An 18,476-nucleotide genomic window follows, 5' to 3' on the forward strand; every position below is an offset into this window, starting at 1 on the left:
CCTAGGTATCATACCAGGAAATTCATGTTAATTACTCAACTTTGGCAGCATAAAATCCCCAGGCATCCCTGCTTTAGGAGTACTTATTTCCACTTATTGTAAAGCGATTCATAAGAGGTAGAAAAAAGCCCTCCGTAAAGGAGGGCTGTAGTCATCAGAAAAATTGATCCGGATCAGGGCCGAAACGGTGATCCTTGTTCAGACCATCGAGTGCCGCCATATCCTCAAGCGAAAGCTCGAAGTCGAAGATGTCCGCATTTTCGCGGATGCGCTCTTCTTTGGTCGACTTCGGGATTGTCACCACACCGTGCTGCAAATCCCAGCGCAGAACGATTTGTGCCGGCGTTTTGCCGTATTTGCCGGCCAGTTCGGTCAGAACCGGCAAATCGAGATGTCCCTGCATAAGCGGGCTCCACGCTTCAAGCTGAATCCGGTGCTCCTTGCAGAAATGGCGCAGCTCCTGCTGCGTCAGCAGCGGGTGAAACTCGACCTGATTCACCATCGGCACTACTTCGCAGTCAGCCATCAGCTCTTCCAGATGGTGCACTTTAAAATTGCTTACCCCGATTGCGCGGACAAGCCCGTCTTTGTACAATTTTTCAAGAGCTTTCCACGTTTCCTTGAACTTGCTCGTTCCCGGCCAATGGATCAGATACAGATCGACATACTCGAGACCCAGCTTGTTTCGGCTTTCTTCGAAAGCCTTCAGCGTGGAATCGTAACCTTGATCTTTGTTCCACACTTTCGTTGTAATAAACAATTGTTCACGGGGTACGCCGCACTCCTTGATCGCCTTGCCCACGCCTGCTTCGTTGCCATAGACGGCCGCGGTATCAATGCTTCGGTACCCTGCACGAACCGCCGCCTTGACAGCCTGTTCCACCTCGCCGCCTTCGCTCATCTTCCATACGCCTAGCCCGAGCCACGGCATTTTGACGCCGTTCGCCAGGACCGCGTTGTTCGACATGCTGTGAATCATGCTCAATTCCTCCTGTCTGCCCGAAAGTATTGACATAACGATGATAACATAACAGCGGCACCTGTTTCCATGATAAGCGAAAATTTGAAAATTCCATCCGGAGCTGCTCTATCCAGCTCACGTACCTGTTTCCGGTTATTAAATTCGATTCCACAAATCTGCGTCTCGTAAGTCGCCTAACGCGCGCCTTTGAAAATTTCCCTCAACGCAAGCAAAAACAACTTCGAGAACAACAGACCGAGTCCGATGCCAACGGTGGTCGCCAAAGCAGCGATAACCATCGTTTCCGTCAGCACCATTCGCCGGATTTGGCCATTCGTCATGCCGAACAGCGACAGCAAACCGAATTCCTTGCTCCGTGACTTTAGGAACGCCGACAGTGAGTACAACACAAAGAAGAAGGAGAAGATGACGATAATGTATTCGCAGGCAACCATTCCTTGTTTCACGTAATTGGCTGCCTGCAGCTTCCCCCCCCCCACGACATCCGGGTGCAATATGAACTGGGCGTAAAGGAAAAAGATCATAACCGAGAAAACGCTGCTAAAAAAGAACGCTGTATACTGGCGCCAGTTGCCTCGAATGTTGCTAGTTGCGAGATGCCGAAACTTCACTGAAATTCCCTCCCAGGACGCTCAGCGCATCAAGAATATGCTGAAAGAATACCTGTCGGTTATCTCCTCTGCGGATCTCCGAGAACAACTTGCCGTCTTTGATAAAGAGGACGCGCTTGCAAAAGCTGGCCGCGAACGGGTCGTGCGTCACCATCAGAATCGTTGCGCCGCGCTGCTCGTTCATGTCCTTCAGAGCGCTCATGACATCGTGAGCCGCCTTAGAGTCGAGGTTGCCGGTCAGTTCGTCCGCCAACACGAGGGCAGGATCGTGGATCAACGCCCGGGCGATCGCTGTCCGCTGCTGCTGTCCACCCGACACCTCGTACGTCCGCTTATCGAGAATTTGGCTGATGTTCAGGTGGCGGGCAAGTTCTTCCAGTTTTGTTTCCATAACCTTCGATTTCGCATTATCAAGCACCAGCGGAAGCAAAATATTCTCCCGGATCGAGAGCGTGTCGAGCAGGTTGAAATCCTGGAAAACGAAACCGAGCTGACGGCGGCGGAACAGCGCGAGTTCCTTCGCGCTCATGGTTGCAGGGTTCATTCCGTTTATCGTCACCCTGCCCGACGTCGGCCGGTCGATCGTCGCCAACAGATTGAGGAGCGTCGTCTTGCCGCTACCGGATGGCCCCATGATGCCGACAAATTCGCCGGGATACACTTTCAGATTTACCTCGTCCAGCGCTTTGTGGAGAACGGCATTTTTCGCTGAACCGTAAATTTTGGTCAATGCTTCAGCGTGCAAAACCGGTGCGGCGGCTCCGGATGCTTTTGTGTGCAATTGCATGGTATCTTCCTCCTATCATTACTTCCTTCTTTACATTTTGGCTATCTGTTGGCTCCATTATAGTACCGCAACCGGTCATTTTTTACATTGCTCAAGCTTACAAAACGAAAGACGAACCTTACAATTTTGCAAGGTTCGCCTGGATTTTGTCATGTCAATTTTGTCAGCGACCGCGTTTCGAACACGATCGTCACGGTCGTACCTTCCCCCGGGCAAGACGATACTTCAATGCGGCGCCCCAGCCGGTCGAGCACCTGTTTGACCAGGTATAGTCCCATGCCGCTCGCCTCCTTCGTCAGACGACCGTTCTCGCCTGTGAAGAACGGTTCGAAGATACGCGGCAAATCTTCCGGGGGTATACCAACCCCCTCGTCCTCAACCTGAAGCAAAACAGCGCGGCCTTCCCGGCGAACCCGAAGGTCGAGGGACAGCCCGGTGCGTCCGGTTAACCTCGAATACTTCAGCGCATTCGAGATCAACTGCTGCAGCATGAAATGCAGCCATTTCCTGTCCGTTTCCACTTGGATGCGCTCCGGTTCCGCCGTATCTGGAGGCTGCTGCAGAAGAAGGGCGATGACGGACACGGGCGTTTTCATTTGGTGTACCCACATCTGGACGTATTCGAGATGGCGCTCCTGACTCTGCCGGTGCTTCAACAGTTCGGTCGCATACACGCGATGCATGTCATGCAAACGGCGCACCAATGCTTCTTCCTCGCCGGTGACCGGACTCATGATGCGCAGCACATCATCGAAATCTTTGCCAGAGGTCTTCAACTGTCTGTAGAGCAGCCGATGCCGAATGTAGTCATAAGCGAGATACAGGAACGCGGCGAAAGCTTGCAAAATCGCCATGTATGCAATCTCGGATACTGTCAGGCCCACCCCGCGAAAGTGCAAACCTAACCACAGAAACCAATAGCACCAATGCGGACGAGCCCGAGTATAGCAACAAAAGTGGCAGACGATCGCAAAGAAAGCGGGCCAGGGTCACGGTTCCTCTCCTCCCATCCACGCTGCTTGTTCATCCGCCCATTGAACGTTCAACTTGTACCCGTGTCTGCGAATCGTTTCGATGCAGTCCCCCAGGCCAAGTTCTTCTAACTTTTTGCGAAGACGAGTTACATTCACCGTCAACGTGTTATCATCCACAAATGTAGTGTCATCCCATAGCGTCTCCAGCAGTGTCTCCCGGCTTACGGCCTGTCCCGCTTTTCGTGCCAGCCCCTCCAACAGCTGAAACTCGGTCTTGCTCAGATGGATCGATCTGTCTCTGAACTCCGCGGTAAAACGAGAACGATCGAGCACCAGCCCGGACAGATCGAGGATGTCTGAAGAAGAAACCGAGTAGGCGTATTCACCGTAGGTGCGACGCAACAAACTCTTCAGCTTTGCAAGTACGACGTCGAGATGAAACGGTTTGGTCAAATAGTCGTCCCCGCCGTTTTCGATTGCCATCACTTGATCCATCTCGCCCGAACGGGCCGACACGTAAACGATCGGCACATTGGACACCGTGCGGATTTGCCTGCACCAGTAAAACCCGTCGAAATAAGGCAGGTTAATGTCCAAAAGAACAAGATGCGGGCGAACCTCCAGAAACTCTTGCTTCAAATTTTTGAAATTGCAGGCAACATACGGTTGATATCCGTACTTTTCCAGATGAGCGGCCAGCATTTCAGCGATTTTTGGTTCATCCTCGACTATGAACACTTTATACAACGGATCTCCTCCTTAATCTTCAAAAATTGTATCACAGGTAATCCCGAAGTTCATTAACCACGTTGCCCGCGTTCCGGAAAACTCCCTGTCGAAAACCGGGGAACCGTTCTTTGCAATCAATCGAGAATGAAGGTGGCCTTGGATAATCAACAAACGTATTTCTCGAACGATAAAAAAAAGCCCTGTTTCCAGGGCGAAAAATGTGCCACACTAACTACCACGATAGAATGGCTAAAAGGGGACATGCTTTATAACTTTTTTTATTATACAACGTTATATAATTTTTGCATAGTGTTTATATCACTTTTTTAAGTGGATGCTGTTCGTCTAGGGCGCGAATGATAAAGTCTTTGCAATAATTCATACGCATCGTCAAGCGCTTGAATGTTAGTGGTCATTCCAAGCGCAGTTAGCTTACCCGTATAGTATTCTTCCACCTTTCGTCGTATCTCCTGACATATCCGAGCCACCTCTTCATCAAAGGCTGGAAGGTACGCCCGCTTCATCCGCACCTCGCAATCCGTCACATATTCGCTTACCGGTTCCCGCAACCGAACTTCGAGCGCATCGCGCAATCTAAGGTTCCCTTCTTCCACAAAAAAAGCATTGCGGCTTTTATATGGGGCGAGTAAATCAGCAAACGCTGAGGCGTTCAACTCATGCAAGCCAGCCGGAAAAGACAGCGCAGCAAATTCCGGCGCTTCATACACCGGAAGCGCGAACCCTCCATCCACTTCCTTGAGTTCTCGTTCCACCCGGAGACGAATCCCGCCCAAAATACGTGCAAGAAAGTTTTCAATCCTAAGCGAAGTCGCCCGCATCTCCTGCGCTAAATCGAACGCAACAAAGCGGAGCATCTCGTTTGTATAGCGACGCAACAGGGTCTGCATTTCCTCTTTTTCATCCGAAAACGCCGCCGCGTTAAAAATGATCTTAAACTCGTCAAAGTACCGGTAAAATACGCGTTGTTTCACATAATAGAGCAATTCTTCAATTTCCTGCTCGACTAGCCCGCGCTCAATCTCTGTATCCAATCGATTGACTACATCCAACGAATCGCGTCTTGCCCTATCGGCCTGTACTCGTTTTTCCTGCCGTTCTTTTTCTCCGGCCCGTGCCTCCATGCGCCAAGCGTCCAGAATTGCAAGCGCGCGTCCGATCTCTTCATATGCCGCGTCCACCGCCGCCTCGGTCAATTCATCCATTACAAACCGATAAAAATCTTCCTCAAACAACGTAATCCCGGAAAAAAACCGTCCTTCCGCGCCATTAAGGGGAACTTCGTCCGATCCCGTACCCGTTAGCTTGCGGTACAGCGCTGCTTCCTGTTCCGTCAATTCCCCACGTGCGTGCCGTTCGGCCAATACGGCGATTTGGCTTGATACTGGATATAGGCGGGCTCCTCTAATCCCACAGGCAAGCAGATTGCGTTCCACATGAGCCAATACGTCGTCGATCTCGTCTTCAGAACCAGCTAGGTCAGCCGCATTGACGATGAAAAACATTTTGTCTTTGGCGAAATGCTCTTTTACGCGGCCTAGCTGAATAAGGAATTCACGATCCGCGCGCGAAAACGCGTGGTTATAGTAGGTTACAAACACGACCGCATCCGCATGCTTTATGTGATTGAACGCGACCTCTGTGTGGCGCGCATTCAGCGAACCGGAGCCCGGCGTATCTATGAGAATAACGCCTTGACGCGCCAGCGGACTATCGTAATACAGCTGCACCTGTTCCACGAAACAGGCACGTTCCTCCACGGCGACGAACGCAGGCATTTCCTCCAGCGTCGCTTTCTGTTCCGTTCCAAAGCGACCCTGCATCCAAGCAAGCCCGTTTCGCACCGCCTTTAAGAAAAAGAGATGTTCATCCCGTAACAATTCCAACGGGTCACGCTCTTCTTCGGCTTCCGCCTGTCCGCTTTCTTGCCCCATAGCGCCCGGTTCCCGTTCCGCCTTCACCCGTTTTTCCTTCCTTTTCCGCATGAATGTTTCATGCGCGTCGAGCAGTGCTTCCAATTCAGCGAACGAAGACACATGCCGCTCCGAAAGCTCGAGCGCCTGATTCATATCGCTCAACATCTGTTTTTCGCTTTTAAATTTAACCACGACCGTACCATGCGGATGCCCTTCCGCCGGCGGAAGCACGTAGTTAATCGTCGCGGTTGTCGGATGTGGTGATACAGGCAATACCATGTCTTTTAACAAGGCATTAGCGAACGATGATTTTCCGGCGCTAAATGCACCGAACAAGGCGATCGTATACTGCCGCCTTCTCATCCGATCCGCACGCGCCGCAAGCTCTTGCGCCGTCTCATGGAAACCGGGTAAAGACGTAAGCAGGCGGGCGCTTTCTTCAAGGGCTTGCACCGCAGCGCCAGCACGCGCTTTTATTTGCCCGGCATTTTCTTTGCGCGAGCGTCTGTTTGTTCCCTGTTTGCGCCCGATATGTACCCGTGCTCTTGCCCTTTCCCGTCTTCCACGCGAGGCAAACGCCAGGAATGCGGCGGACACATCCCCTACCTCTTCTTCAATCGGATGGTATTCATCCCGCGCTCCGTCAAGCGCGGCCATCATCTGTTTTAAGGCGCGCACCTGTCCTTCCGCTATCGTCCGCAGCGTCCGCGCTGCCGTGAGCTTTTCGGTAAGCTTCCTGCGCGCTGCCGCCAGCGCGTCCGCTTTTTTCTGTCGGTTTTTCTTTAAATTAGCCAGCGCTGCTTCCATTTTCTCCTTTGCCATTTCAGAATACAGCCTGCGAATCGCGTCTGCGACAACAGAAGTATAGCGCATGACAGACTCGCGGTTAAACAGCGCGCCCCTATTTAGCAAAACGGTTAACCATTCTTTCGTAATCGGCACTTTCATTTCGTAAATGGAGCGACGCAGCTTTTCGTCTTCCACCCCGTATACTTCCAGATGTTCAAGCATCATTTTTTTAAGGTGAATATCAATATATGTCGCCGCATTCTCACATACCTCTTTGTGAAAGCGCGCAAGCCGCCGCTCCCGCTCGATCCTAGTCCGGCGACCCGAAAACAAGTGACCGACACGAAAACTCACTTGCGTTGATTCAACGAACGCACGCGCCAGTTCGCGCGTATGATATGGCATCAAATTCGCGTTGTTAAGCAACCGCTCAAGTTGGGCCAAAAATTCCTGTTCAAACCGCTCGGTTTCCTCGGAAAGCGCCGCTTCACGCTCTTTTGCTTCTCTCAACTCACGGGCGATGCGTTCTTCATCTTCCATCCGATATGTGCCAAGTTTCGCATGACATGCGTCAATCTCCGGCCGCCGCGTCGCTTCGCGCCACATTAAATGATCGCGCATCAGCAAACAAGCTGCTGTAAGCACGGTTTCCACGATCCGACGCCGCTTCTTGACGATCGCATCCGCCAATCGATGCTTTACAAGCGGCAAATCATTGTGCGGATGATCCGGCTCACGCACTGTCGTAAAAAAAAGCGGAAAAGCGTCCGTTTCCTGCCCTGTAAACACGTCCTCAACTTTGCTCCGAAATTCGGCAAACCGCACTTCGAACGCCACGTGTTTATCGATCTGGTTGACCAAGAGCCAGGTTGGTTTCATTTGCTCTCGCAGCGTTTCGATAAACTCCTTGTTCACCCGAGATTGGACATGGTTGTAATCCATGATATACAGTACAAGGTCAGCCGTATGCAACTGCGATTCCGCCGCCACCCGGTGCGCATCCTCTGTCGAATCAATACCTGGCGTATCGAGAATTGTCACCCCCGGCGGAAGCTGGTCATTTGGGTAACTGATTTCCACCCGGTCTACCCGATCACCATCCGTACAATATGCCTGAATTTCTTGCATATCATACGGGTAGGTAACATTCACTTCCCCCTGTTCTTTAAACGTCACTGTCACGCGCGCAGGCCCTGTCTTGACTTTCACCACATTAGCGCTTGTCGGAATTGGATTTGTTGGCAATAAATCATGTCCTATCAACTCATTAATCATCGTCGATTTGCCAGCCGAAAAATGACCGCAAAATGCGATGACAAACTCGGATGCTTCCGCTTTGTCGAGCAAATCCCGGCATCGCTCCGCACGCTTTTTGTCCCCCGCAAGCTCAAACTGGTATAGCAATTCCCGCAAACGTCCCGCAACTTGAACAAGCGAAATATTCTGATTTTCAACCCATTTTCGAATGGCTGATTGCGCGAAAGTATCTGGAGGTATAAACATATAATCCCCATATTCTTGAATAATTTTTTAAAAAAACAAAAACCCTAGTGCCAAAAGGTATAAATTCTGCTATGCTGTGGCATGGCTAGAACAAAACTCATGTTCAAAACGAAAGAGGTTTAACAATGATGATGCAAATTCTTTGTATCTTCTTCATGTTCAGTATCATTATCGGCTTTTCGTATGTGGCGTACAAAGACGAACAAAAGCGCAAAATGGTCTATGTGACGGATGAAATGCTGAAAAAACCACTCACCGATCAGGCAGTCAGGCATTATATCGCGTTCTTGAAGACAGCTCCAGAGCGCAATAACGCGTCCTACTGGCATTCGCTATGCCGGGCATACGAGCAGATCATGAAAGCGAAGACGATTGACCCGCGCCTGAAAAAAGAACTGAAAAAAACGTTGAGAAAACAAGTGATCGTATAAAAGCAGGACACATGGCTCCTTTTTTGTTTTTATTGTATCATACAATAAAACAAAAAAGGCAGGAGGAGTGAAAAAGAGAAGCGGATGCACCTTGCGCGAAGCAGGTAGTATCCATTCTCGTCCTGCTTACTTTTGTCTTCGAAAGAAACACATTCAATGATAAGTATTTCCATTAACATGTATCAATTCTGTATGATATAAGCCCCTTCCAATCATCTCTATCAAAATTTATTTTACAAACGGTTATTACACCCTACCGGATGTACGCATCTTCGGGTCAATAATTCATTCCAAATTTTCAAGTATTGATTTATCATTCAACTTCTACTATACTTATTTTTGTTTATGTAAATTCATAGAAAAAATCCTCATCATCATATAGATGAGGTAGAGGTCGCGGTTTTTATAAGTACGGCGGGAGAGACGCGGAGAACGTCTATGAATTCGTCGGAAAGGAAAAATCGCCGAAGTCTGTGTGCGTTCTCCGTGCGCGCGGGCTGGGGCTGTCACCGAACAGGGGCAGAACTGTCACGTTTGCTTTCTGAACGAACGTGATGCGCTATCTTCATGGAAGGTATGATGCGGATTTTACGTAATGCCGCCGGAGATTTCCTTCCGGCGGCATTTTTTATTTCGCACTCCTTCCTTTAGTTTAGCATCATACCACAACAGTAAAAGGAGTGTTTTTGCGATGCAAATAACAACGGAGAATTCCTCACAGCCACGCGAGCAAGCGTCTGCAGGACAGTTGCGACGCGGACTTAAAGCCCGCCATCTTACCATGATTTCTCTCGGTGGTTCGATCGGTACCGGTCTGTTTCTCGCAAGCGGAAGCGCGATTCATGACGCCGGTCCGGGCGGCGCGCTCACCGCATACATCGCGATTGGCATCATGGTATATTTTCTTATGACAAGCCTTGGCGAGCTGGCTACATTTATGCCAATATCCGGTTCGTTCAGCACCTACGCGTCCCGGTTTGTCGATCCGGCGCTTGGGTTCGCGCTAGGCTGGAACTATTGGTATAACTGGGCGATTACGATCGCGGCAGAACTCTCTGCGGGAACGTTGCTCATGAAATTCTGGTTTCCGGATAGCCCGTCCTTGCTCTGGAGTGCTTTATTTCTTCTTCTGATGTTCGGCTTAAACTATTTATCAGTAAAAGGATACGGGGAATCGGAATATTGGTTCGCGCTGATTAAAGTAACGACCGTCATTATTTTTATCGTTATTGGTCTGCTCATGATTATTGGTATTATGGGCGGTGAAGCGATAGGATTTAAAAACTTTACCGTAGATGACGCACCATTCCACGGCGGCTTTATGGCTATGCTTGGCATTTTCATGGCCGCGGGCTTTTCGTTCCAGGGAACGGAACTGCTTGGCGTTGCGGCCGGCGAAAGCGATAATCCGAGAGAAAATGTGCCAAAAGCAATTCGGCAAGTGTTTTGGCGCATCTTGCTGTTTTATGTGTTGGCGATTCTGGTTATTGGTCTGCTTATTCCGTACAACAACGAAAACCTGGTTCATGATGGCATCGAAGACATTGCCATGAGTCCATTTACGATCGTGTTTGAAAAAGCAGGGCTTGCCTTCGCGGCATCGGTCATGAACGCCGTGATTTTGACGGCTGTACTATCCGCTGGCAACTCCGGCATGTACGCTTCCACACGCATTCTGTGGGCACTCGCCAAAGAAGGGAAAGCCCCAAAATTGTTCGCAAAAGTGAACCGACGCGGCGTTCCGGTATACTCCCTGCTTTTAACATCATTCGTAGGTGCAGCCGCATTCCTTGCTTCTGTATTTGGAGATGGCGTCGTGTATACGTGGCTTTTAAACGCATCCGGCATGTCAGGCTTCATTGCCTGGATCGGGATCGCCATAAGCCATTACCGCTTCCGCAAAGCTTATCTCGCGCAAGGGTACGATGTAAACAAGCTACCTTATAGGGCGAAATGGTTCCCGTTCGGTCCAATTTTTGCTTTCGTCCTCTGTCTTATTGTCATCCTCGGCCAAAATTACTCAGCGTTTACGGGAGAAACCATTGACTGGAATGGCGTGCTCGTCTCTTACATTGGACTACCGCTATTCATCGTGCTGTGGCTCAGCTATAAATTCGCCAAAAACACAAAAGTCATTCCTCTCAAGGAATGCCAAATATACGGCGACGAAACGCTCCCGTCCTCCCGCCAAATGTAAGTAACTACCCCCTCCCCGCCTTATTCCGTGTAGGCGGGGGGCTTTGTCTACTTTAAGTAGCGCCGCGCGCCGGCAAATTCTTTCGCGTACTCTGGCGTATCTACAGGAATGATTTCCACCGTACGCGCCGAATTCGGCGAATGAATCATCATACCATCCCCGGCATACATTGCCACATGATGAACTTTGCCTTTCCCCTGATTATACGCAAAAAACAGAAGATCCCCCGGCTTAAGTTTTTCTTTCGCCACCGGCGTTCCGTATTTCGCCTGTACGGATGAATCGCGCGGAATAGTTATGCCGTGCGACTGATATACCGTAAACGTAAAGCCGGAACAATCGAATCCAAAACCGCTCATTCCTGCCCATAAATACGGCAAACCAAGAAACTTCTTACCCGTCTTCACAAATTGCTCTCCGGTCGGTTTCGGGATAGCTTTCATTGACGCGTACACTTTAGCGTCCTGCTTCTTCACCCAAGCATGCTTACCGTCCGGCTTCAGTACTTGATAGGCGTCTTTCGTTTCGTGTTCGTAAGGCAGGCGCGTATTATAGCTAATTTCCATTTCCTCATGTTTTAAAGTAGCCGAGTTGTACAACTTCGCTGTCGGAGACGTGATCAGCACAAACGGCTGGCCATCTTTTGCGGCAAAGCGTTCGTTATATGTCAGTTGGGTAGCCAGCATCCAGCCGGGATATCCTTGTGCATTGCGTGGAGTGGGTTGACCGTGTACCGCCACTTTCACCCACTTTCCTTTTCGTTCCAAAATTGTGACCTTGTTTCCGTACAATGCCTGTGTCTCCAGTTTTGGAACCAAGCCAAGTTTTTCTTCCAGCGTCATGGAGCGCGTCCACTTCCACATATCGACAGGATGTGTGAGCGACGGAGCATCAACAGGGCGGACAATATCCGGTTTTATCCACAAGGTAGCCACCGCCACATCCACATAGGCGCTCTTTTTCGACGCGGCGCTTTCCGCACCAACGGGAAAACCATTCCCCAGCAACGCCAATAGCACAGCCAAAAACATCAAAGACAACGGCTTCATCACTTAGTGCTCCTCCTTGTTACCGTTTTTTATTTTTGCTTAGCGGTAACACCAATGCCCAAAGATGCGGGCAGATCTACCGTTTTGCCGCAGTAAATCAGGGCTGTTAGCTCTTCTGCCAAGTTACTTTTCCTGGCGTCTTATAACTGCTGGTCTATCAATTTGTATAATGCCTGGGTGCCGCTATTTGCCTCGCCTTTCTCCGCAAGCTCGTCGTACAGCGACTTGGCCAGCTTCAACCCCGGCGTCATCATTCCCATTTCTTCTGCGGCTTCTAGCGCGATCCCCATATCTTTAATAAAGTGTTTAATATAAAAGCCCGGCGCAAAGTCACCTTTCAACATGCGCGGCGCCAGATTGCTAAGCGACCAGCTTCCAGCCGCGCCGGTGGCAATACTTTTCAAAACATTTTCCGGGTCAAGACCTGCTCGCTTCGCATATACCATTGCTTCACATACGCCAATCATGCCGGACGCAATAGCGATCTGATTGCACATTTTCGTATGCTGTCCGGAGCCGGCTTCTCCCTGGTAGACGATATTCGTCCCCATTTGCTCAAAAATCGGCTTCATCCTTTCAAATGCTTCTTTTTCCCCACCAACCATAATAGCCAGTTTTGCCTGGCGTGCCCCGATGTCACCGCCGGATACCGGTGCATCCAGCGCATGAATGTCCTTTTTCTTCGCTTCTTCATAGATTTTCTTTGCCAGAAGCGGACTCGATGTAGTCATATCGATAACATATGTACCGGGTTTGGCGTGCGGCAAAATCCCGTTCTCACCTAGATACGTCTCCTCAACATCTTTCGGATAACCAACCATCGTGATAATAACGTCAGCTTCTTGCGCCAGTTCAGCAACCGTGTCTTTCCAAACCGCTCCGGCCGCAATCAGTTCTTCTGCCTTGGCCTTGGTGCGGTTGTAGACAAGCAACGGATAACCGGTTTTCAACAAATGACCGGCCATGCTTCTGCCCATAACCCCGGTGCCGACAAAACCAATCGTAGTCTTTTTCACATCCTGTGCCATGCTTTTCACTCCTTCACTTTGTGTATAACGAACCACTTTTTCATAATAAAACAAATGCCATAAAACGTATAGGCGAATCACCAATTTCTCGTTTCCTCAATATGATAAGTAAGGAAGCGGGAGGTGAAAAAATTGGCTGTTGTACGTGCAACAGAAGAGGACGTTAAATTGCTGGCCCGGCTTATACGCGCGGAAGCAGAAGGCGAAGGTAATTTAGGCATGCTTATGGTCGGAAATGTCGGCGTTAATCGCGTAAGAGCGAATTGCCTTGATTTCCAACCCATTACCGACATTCGACAAATGGTATTTCAGTATCCTGGTGGTTTCGAAGCTACACAAAAGGGATATTTTTATCAACGGGCAAGAGCGAATGAGATTCGTCTAGCAAGAAAAGTAATTAATGGAGAGCGATACCATCCGGCAAGCTTCTCTTTGTGGTTCTTTAAACCGACAGAAGATTGTCCTGCTCAATGGTTCAACCAACCGAATGCTGGCCGGTATAAATCTCATTGCTTTTTCCAGCCCGTTCCGGAGAATTGTCCTGCAGTATACCAAACGTATTAAGGAGGAGCAATATGTATTATCCGTATTATACAATTGAAAATCGCCAAACGTATCCACAATATTTATACGGATGGAACATTCCGCAAAACCAAACACCCGGTGTAAGTCAAAGTCCTACGCCTACAACTCCGACCGCCCCGCCGCAAGCACAGCTACAAGTGCCTATGCCAAGCATGCTGCCGCTGGAACAGTCTTATATTGAAAACATTTTGCGTCTCAACCGCGGGAAAGTAGCAACCGTATACATGACATTTGAGCGGGGCGGCACCAGCGAATCAAAAGTGTTTAAAGGCGTGATTGAAGCTGCTGGCCGCGATCATATCATTCTCAGCGATCCCGAAACAGGAACACGGTATTTGTTGCTCATGGTATACCTTGATTATGTTACGTTTGATGAACCGATTGAATACAGTTACCCGCTTGGCCAAATGGCAACATATCCACCGCGATAAACGCAAAAAACATAAAGGTGCGGGAAACAAAAATTTCCCACACCTCTTTCTACTAAAAATATTTTTTACACCCACAATCCAATCGTTAGCACAGGTACCAGTCAAATAAGATGCCATCTAGCACGGTACGCAGCCGTACAGCGCCTTTTACAATCCCGCCGCTACTTAGGCGCGTGGAAGCAATGCTTCGCACATCCCTTTCACTTTTACTTCACCTTTCTGATCTACGGCCTGAAGTTTAATTTTAATGAATGTCCCTTCATCCGTTTCTTCCTTCGCGGTCAATTGTCCGCGCACGGTAATCTGATCGCCCGGGCGGGTAATGGCAGAAAATCGGACACCAAATTTTTTAATCGATGCACGTGGCACCCACGTAGCAAGCGCCTGGCCAGCAAACCCCATAATCAGCATCCCATGGGCGATAACACCACCAAGCGCGGCCTCCTGCGCCACGCTTTCCACAGTATGTATTGGATTAAAATCACCTGACGCACCGGCGAACTTAATGAGTTGCATCCGGGTAATCGGCGGTTTTTCAAGCGGCGGCAGTTCGGTCCCCACCTGCACATCACGATTCGCAAGCAAATATGGTTCCATATTCTTCCTCCTTACGGCGTTTTGACCAACATCATGCGGGCGGCCATTACTTTTTCGTTGTTTTGATTTCTGTATATCGTCTCAAGCGTGTAAAACGCCATACCGTTTCGCTTTGTTTTTACATCGGTGACTTTTGTCTCGGCGTAAATCATATCCCCTGCGTATACAGGAGCGAAATATTCGTATTCCTGTTCACCGTGCAGCAATTTTTTCATGTCAATGTCAAGCTGCTCCATCAAATCTTCAAAGCTTGACCCATACCACATGTCGATTACTTCCATGAATGTAGGCTGGATCGGAATGGCGTCGAGCCCTTCCTCTTTCGCTTTCGCTTCATCGGTATAGATCGGATTGTCGTCGCCGAGCGCCAGCGCAAGTTCACGGATTTTGCCCGCTTCCACTCTGCCAGAGTACGGCGCAAACGTATACCCTTTTTTATCCTCTGGATTTGCCACTATCTTGTTCTCCTTTCTTTGATATGTATTAGCCCTGCAAAATTTCCTCGATCGGCTTAAGATTTTCCGAACGGTCGACGGACTTCCCTTTCCGCACCTTGGCGCTCTATTTTCTCCACCACGTATCAAAAGGTGATACCGGAAGATGACGCTTATGGCGCGTTTTCATATAATGGCGCTCGATTGCCTCCGCCGCTTTCGAATCCACTGCCTTGCCTTCGAGGTAGTCGTCAATTTCCTCGTAAGAAACACCCAGCGCCACCTCGTCCGGGAGCAGCGGTTTATCGTCCTCTAAATCCGCGGTTGGAACTTTCATATAAATCTGTTCGTCCGCTCCCATATGCTTTAACAATTCGCGCCCCTGGCGCTTGGTAAGTCCTGTCAGCGGAGTCACATCGCACGCGCCGTCCCCGTATTTGGTAAAAAAGCCGGTCACCGCCTCCGCGGCATGATCCGTACCGATCACAAGCAATCGATAATGCGCGCCAATATCATACTGTACTTTCATACGTTCTCTTGCTTTTATATTGCCTTTTAAAAAGTCGGACAACGTCTCTCCCGTCGCTGCCTTAAAAGCTTCGTATGCGGCGTCCACCGCCGGTTTAATATTCACTGTAATCGTTTTGTCCGGTTTAATAAAGTCAAGCGCGCGCTGCGCGTCTTCCTCGTCTTTTTGCACGCCATACGGCAGACGAACGGCGACAAATAGATACTCTTTGTTCGTCTCACGACGCAGTTCTTCCATCGCGCGCTGCGCCAAGCGGCCAGCCAGCGAAGAATCCTGGCCGCCAGAAATTCCGAGCACATATCCTTTCATCCCGGTCTGAATGACATATGCTTTCAGAAAATCAATCCGCCGCCTTTCTTCATCAGCCGGTACAATGGTAGGGCTGACATGCAATTCTCGAAGGATTTGTTGCTGAAGCTGATGAGTCATAAGTATCTTTCGCATCCTTTCTTTGTGCATCGTTCTGCTTCTCTATCTATTATAACCTTTCTTTTCCCTAATTCGCTTCCCTCGAATACAAAAAACAAGAGCGGCCGTCTCTTTGTTTCCCATACCTTATTTTCACCATTTTTTTTGCGGATTCCTGCCGGGTTTGCTAGCAAAATCAAAATAATAATCGTGACGTATATGGAATAAGAATATTCATTTTGCTATGATGAAAGAAAAAGTAAGGATTTTATTTATATATGATGACATATTCAAAAACCTTGTACCGAATTTTTAAACGGGATGGAATCCTTTCCAAGCATGTGCCCGCCTATCAACCGCGACGGGCGCAATTTGAAATGGCCAATCTCGTGCTGCGTTGCCTGAAGCAGGAAACACATGGCCTTATTGAAGCGGGAACAGGTACCGGCAAATCGTTCGGCTACACGCTACCGGCTGTATGGTGGGCGCTCAAAAACGAAAAGCGTGTCATTATCTCCACCAATACGATCACGCTGCAACAACAGCTACTCGAAAAAGAACTGCCGATGGCACATAAAGTCATCCGCGAACTTGCGCCGGAATTAGCTGAAGAGTTTCGCTACGAGTTGGCCAAAGGCCGCAGTCATTACATATGCAAACGGCGACTGGAGGAGCTTTGGCAAGACAGTTTAACGACAGAAACGCCGGAGCGGGAAATAGTAAGGCAGCTGAGAGAACAGCTCCCGGCGATGAAAAAGGGAGACCGCGAAGAAATTCCACTGCCGGTTCCGCCTGCGCTGTTTCAGGCGATCCAGGGCGACAGCGATGACTGTCTTGGCAAAAACAGTCCGTTCTATAAACAATGCTTTATTCAAAACGCCCGTAAAAAATTACAAAATGCGCAAATTATCGTAGTAAACCATGCGCTATTCTTTACTCATTTGATCCTAAGACGCCAAGGCGCGAGCATTCTACCGGAATACGATGCAGTCATTATGGACGAAGCGCACCGGGTGGAAGATCAGGTCACAAAACAGTATACATACCATGTAAGTATCGAAGAAATAAACATATTATTCAACCGCTTTCTGAAAAAACGGGCGCACTGGGCGCGGGAACTGGATTCGTCAGATTTACAGCAGCAAACGGAAAGCATCCGAGCGCGACTCGTAGCAAAGCTTGTGGAACTGTTCGCCCCGCTGGCACGCGCACTCGCCGAACGGCCACAAAACGAATATTTGCTAAAAAAAAGCATCATCGCAAACAACGAAGTGGCTCCGCTTTTTAAAGAGTGGAAAACGTTGTTCGCCGATAAACATAAAGAATTGAAAGCAGCGGGAGGCGAAGAGGAAACCGTTATCGGACTCAGCCGCTACATTTCCCAAATCGAACAAATGGAACGAATGGTTACACATGTGCTGTGCAACGAGTCTCCCGATGAATGGGCAACATGGGTTGCATACGAAGAACCCGGGGCCGAAGGGCATCGCTCGCTCATTCGCGATGATTTTGCCTGGGCTTCGCTATTGCATCTGTACTCGGCCCCAATCGACGTGAGCGAACTGCTACGCGAAGAGTTATTTACACAAAAAACGGTGATTATGACATCCGCCACCCTAACAACACAGGGCGATTTTTCGTTCGTGGCGAACCGGATGGGCATCGACGAATACGAAGCGTTAGAAACGCCAAGTCCGTTCCGCTATGAACAGCAGGCGATCCTGCTTGTACCTAATGAAGCTCCCTCTCCTGCGGAAAAAGAGTTCGAAGCTTTTTTGATCGCGTCAATGAAAGAAATTGTCATGACGACACGCGGAAGGACATTTCTTCTGTTTACGTCATACAGCCAGATGAACCGAGTATATGAAGCGATGATACCCTGGCTTAAACGACACGGACTAACCGGCCTGTTACACCGACCGGAATTATCACGTGACACGCTTCTGCAACAATTCCGTTCACAACCAAATCACGTTCTCTTTGGATGTGAATCATTCTGGGAAGGGGTCGACGTGCCGGGTGACGATTTAATATGCGTCGTAATCGTCAAGTTGCCGTTTCCAGTACCAACCGATCCGCTTACTAAAGCCCGCATGAACCGTCTCGATAAACGAGGCCAGAACAGCTTCAGGGAATATATGTTGCCGTTTTCCATCTTGCGGCTCAAACAAGGATTCGGGCGGCTGATCCGAACGCGAAGCGACCGCGGCGTGGTCGTGATTCTCGATTCGCGCCTGCATACAAAGCCGTACGGCTCCGAAATTCTCGCAAGCCTGCCTCCCGCCCGCCTAACGAAAAGCATGGACGAACTGCATCGCTTTTTTACAAGCTAAAGGAGAAAGGCAGCAATAACTAAAAGCCTTGCGCCATCTCTGAATGAACCAAAAGTACGCTCATAGCCGTAGCTCCCCTTGCTCCTACAAATCACAAATTGGCTCTTTCCTTCATATGGTATGTAAGATAGGAAAGTGGAATTTT

The 18,476-nt window shown here is 49.4% G+C and carries 16 protein-coding genes and 1 riboswitch; of the genes, 5 read left to right on the top strand and 11 right to left on the bottom strand.

Going from position 1 to position 18,476, the window contains the following annotated elements:
• Positions 1-154: 154 nt before the first annotated feature.
• The 6 genes from BLR88_RS02645 to BLR88_RS02670 all read right to left on the bottom strand — a co-directional run bounded on the left by BLR88_RS02645 (position 155) and on the right by BLR88_RS02670 (position 8,309).
• Positions 155-979: an aldo/keto reductase gene (locus tag BLR88_RS02645; RefSeq protein ID WP_057898972.1), complete on the bottom strand. Its 825-nt coding sequence runs from the start codon at positions 977-979 to the stop codon at positions 155-157.
• A gap of 176 nt (positions 980-1,155) precedes the next feature.
• Positions 1,156-1,593, bottom strand: coding sequence for an FtsX-like permease family protein (locus tag BLR88_RS02650; protein ID WP_091259871.1), 438 nt, complete (start codon positions 1,591-1,593; stop codon positions 1,156-1,158).
• Complete coding sequence (locus BLR88_RS02655) at positions 1,568-2,380, bottom strand: ABC transporter ATP-binding protein (RefSeq protein WP_057898974.1); 813 nt, start codon at positions 2,378-2,380, stop codon at positions 1,568-1,570. The genes BLR88_RS02650 and BLR88_RS02655 overlap by 26 nt, the downstream gene beginning before the upstream one ends.
• A 149-nt stretch (positions 2,381-2,529) precedes the next feature.
• Positions 2,530-3,234: a sensor histidine kinase gene (locus tag BLR88_RS02660; protein ID WP_091259874.1), complete on the bottom strand. Its 705-nt coding sequence runs from the start codon at positions 3,232-3,234 to the stop codon at positions 2,530-2,532.
• 135 nt (positions 3,235-3,369) lie between these two features.
• Positions 3,370-4,101: a response regulator transcription factor gene (locus BLR88_RS02665; RefSeq protein ID WP_091259875.1), complete on the bottom strand. Its 732-nt coding sequence runs from the start codon at positions 4,099-4,101 to the stop codon at positions 3,370-3,372.
• A 308-nt stretch (positions 4,102-4,409) separates the two neighbouring features.
• Positions 4,410-8,309, bottom strand: a complete 3,900-nt coding sequence (locus tag BLR88_RS02670) for a dynamin family protein (RefSeq protein WP_091259878.1) — start codon at positions 8,307-8,309, stop codon at positions 4,410-4,412.
• 125 nt (positions 8,310-8,434) lie between these two features.
• Between BLR88_RS02670 and BLR88_RS02675 the strand changes: the two genes are divergently transcribed.
• Together BLR88_RS02675 and BLR88_RS02680 are read left to right on the top strand one after the other, a co-directional pair.
• The gene (locus BLR88_RS02675) at positions 8,435-8,740 is read left to right on the top strand and encodes a hypothetical protein (RefSeq protein WP_057898978.1); all 306 of its coding nucleotides are present in this window, start codon (positions 8,435-8,437) and stop codon (positions 8,738-8,740) included.
• A 380-nt stretch (positions 8,741-9,120) separates the two neighbouring features.
• A riboswitch (Lysine riboswitch) is annotated at positions 9,121-9,310 on the top strand.
• Between the two features lie 121 nt (positions 9,311-9,431).
• On the top strand, positions 9,432-10,937 hold the full coding sequence (locus BLR88_RS02680; RefSeq protein ID WP_057898979.1) for an amino acid permease: 1,506 nt from the start codon (positions 9,432-9,434) through the stop codon (positions 10,935-10,937).
• A 47-nt stretch (positions 10,938-10,984) separates the two neighbouring features.
• Here BLR88_RS02680 and BLR88_RS02685 read toward each other — a convergent pair whose 3' ends face one another.
• Together BLR88_RS02685 and BLR88_RS02690 are read right to left on the bottom strand one after the other, a co-directional pair.
• Positions 10,985-11,986 (bottom strand): C40 family peptidase, encoded by a 1,002-nt coding sequence (locus tag BLR88_RS02685; protein WP_091259880.1) that lies wholly within the window; start codon positions 11,984-11,986, stop codon positions 10,985-10,987.
• A gap of 140 nt (positions 11,987-12,126) precedes the next feature.
• Positions 12,127-13,068: an NAD(P)-dependent oxidoreductase gene (locus BLR88_RS02690; protein ID WP_257721567.1), complete on the bottom strand. Its 942-nt coding sequence runs from the start codon at positions 13,066-13,068 to the stop codon at positions 12,127-12,129.
• Positions 13,069-13,146: 78 nt separating this feature from the next.
• Here BLR88_RS02690 and BLR88_RS02695 point away from each other — a divergent pair, with 78 nt between their 5' ends.
• Complete coding sequence (locus BLR88_RS02695) at positions 13,147-13,578, top strand: cell wall hydrolase (protein ID WP_057900335.1); 432 nt, start codon at positions 13,147-13,149, stop codon at positions 13,576-13,578.
• Between the two features lie 11 nt (positions 13,579-13,589).
• Complete coding sequence (gerQ, locus tag BLR88_RS02700; RefSeq protein ID WP_082706004.1) at positions 13,590-14,030, top strand: spore coat protein GerQ; 441 nt, start codon at positions 13,590-13,592, stop codon at positions 14,028-14,030.
• Between the two features lie 165 nt (positions 14,031-14,195).
• Here the strand turns inward: gerQ and BLR88_RS02705 are convergent, their stop codons facing one another.
• From BLR88_RS02705 to nadE, 3 genes are all read right to left on the bottom strand, one after another.
• The gene (locus BLR88_RS02705) at positions 14,196-14,627 is read right to left on the bottom strand and encodes a MaoC/PaaZ C-terminal domain-containing protein (protein WP_091259882.1); all 432 of its coding nucleotides are present in this window, start codon (positions 14,625-14,627) and stop codon (positions 14,196-14,198) included.
• Positions 14,628-14,638: 11 nt separating this feature from the next.
• Positions 14,639-15,082 carry a MaoC family dehydratase N-terminal domain-containing protein gene (locus BLR88_RS02710; protein WP_236781860.1) on the bottom strand — a complete coding sequence of 148 codons (444 nt, stop codon included), beginning with the start codon at positions 15,080-15,082 and terminating at the stop codon, positions 14,639-14,641.
• A gap of 106 nt (positions 15,083-15,188) precedes the next feature.
• Positions 15,189-16,019 (bottom strand): ammonia-dependent NAD(+) synthetase, encoded by an 831-nt coding sequence (gene nadE, locus BLR88_RS02715; protein WP_057898981.1) that lies wholly within the window; start codon positions 16,017-16,019, stop codon positions 15,189-15,191.
• A 257-nt stretch (positions 16,020-16,276) separates the two neighbouring features.
• Between nadE and BLR88_RS02720 the strand changes: the two genes are divergently transcribed.
• Positions 16,277-18,331, top strand: a complete 2,055-nt coding sequence (locus tag BLR88_RS02720) for an ATP-dependent DNA helicase (protein ID WP_057898982.1) — start codon at positions 16,277-16,279, stop codon at positions 18,329-18,331.
• The last annotated feature ends 145 nt before the right edge of the window (positions 18,332-18,476 follow it).

This window comes from Aneurinibacillus thermoaerophilus, from assembly GCF_900099925.1.
Taxonomy (GTDB): Bacteria; Bacillota; Bacilli; order Aneurinibacillales; family Aneurinibacillaceae; genus Aneurinibacillus; species Aneurinibacillus thermoaerophilus.

Coding starts and splice junctions, on each gene's coding strand:
- BLR88_RS02645 (WP_057898972.1), bottom strand. CDS start 979: ATGATTCACAGCATGTCGAACAACGCGGTCCTGGCGAACGGCGTCAAA.
- BLR88_RS02655 (WP_057898974.1), bottom strand. CDS start 2,380: ATGCAATTGCACACAAAAGCATCCGGAGCCGCCGCACCGGTTTTGCAC.
- BLR88_RS02660 (WP_091259874.1), bottom strand. CDS start 3,234: ATGGCGATTTTGCAAGCTTTCGCCGCGTTCCTGTATCTCGCTTATGAC.
- BLR88_RS02670 (WP_091259878.1), bottom strand. CDS start 8,309: ATGTTTATACCTCCAGATACTTTCGCGCAATCAGCCATTCGAAAATGG.
- BLR88_RS02675 (WP_057898978.1), top strand. CDS start 8,435: ATGATGATGCAAATTCTTTGTATCTTCTTCATGTTCAGTATCATTATC.
- BLR88_RS02680 (WP_057898979.1), top strand. CDS start 9,432: ATGCAAATAACAACGGAGAATTCCTCACAGCCACGCGAGCAAGCGTCT.
- BLR88_RS02685 (WP_091259880.1), bottom strand. CDS start 11,986: ATGAAGCCGTTGTCTTTGATGTTTTTGGCTGTGCTATTGGCGTTGCTG.
- gerQ (WP_082706004.1), top strand. CDS start 13,590: ATGTATTATCCGTATTATACAATTGAAAATCGCCAAACGTATCCACAA.
- BLR88_RS02705 (WP_091259882.1), bottom strand. CDS start 14,627: ATGGAACCATATTTGCTTGCGAATCGTGATGTGCAGGTGGGGACCGAA.
- nadE (WP_057898981.1), bottom strand. CDS start 16,019: ATGACTCATCAGCTTCAGCAACAAATCCTTCGAGAATTGCATGTCAGC.
- BLR88_RS02720 (WP_057898982.1), top strand. CDS start 16,277: ATGATGACATATTCAAAAACCTTGTACCGAATTTTTAAACGGGATGGA.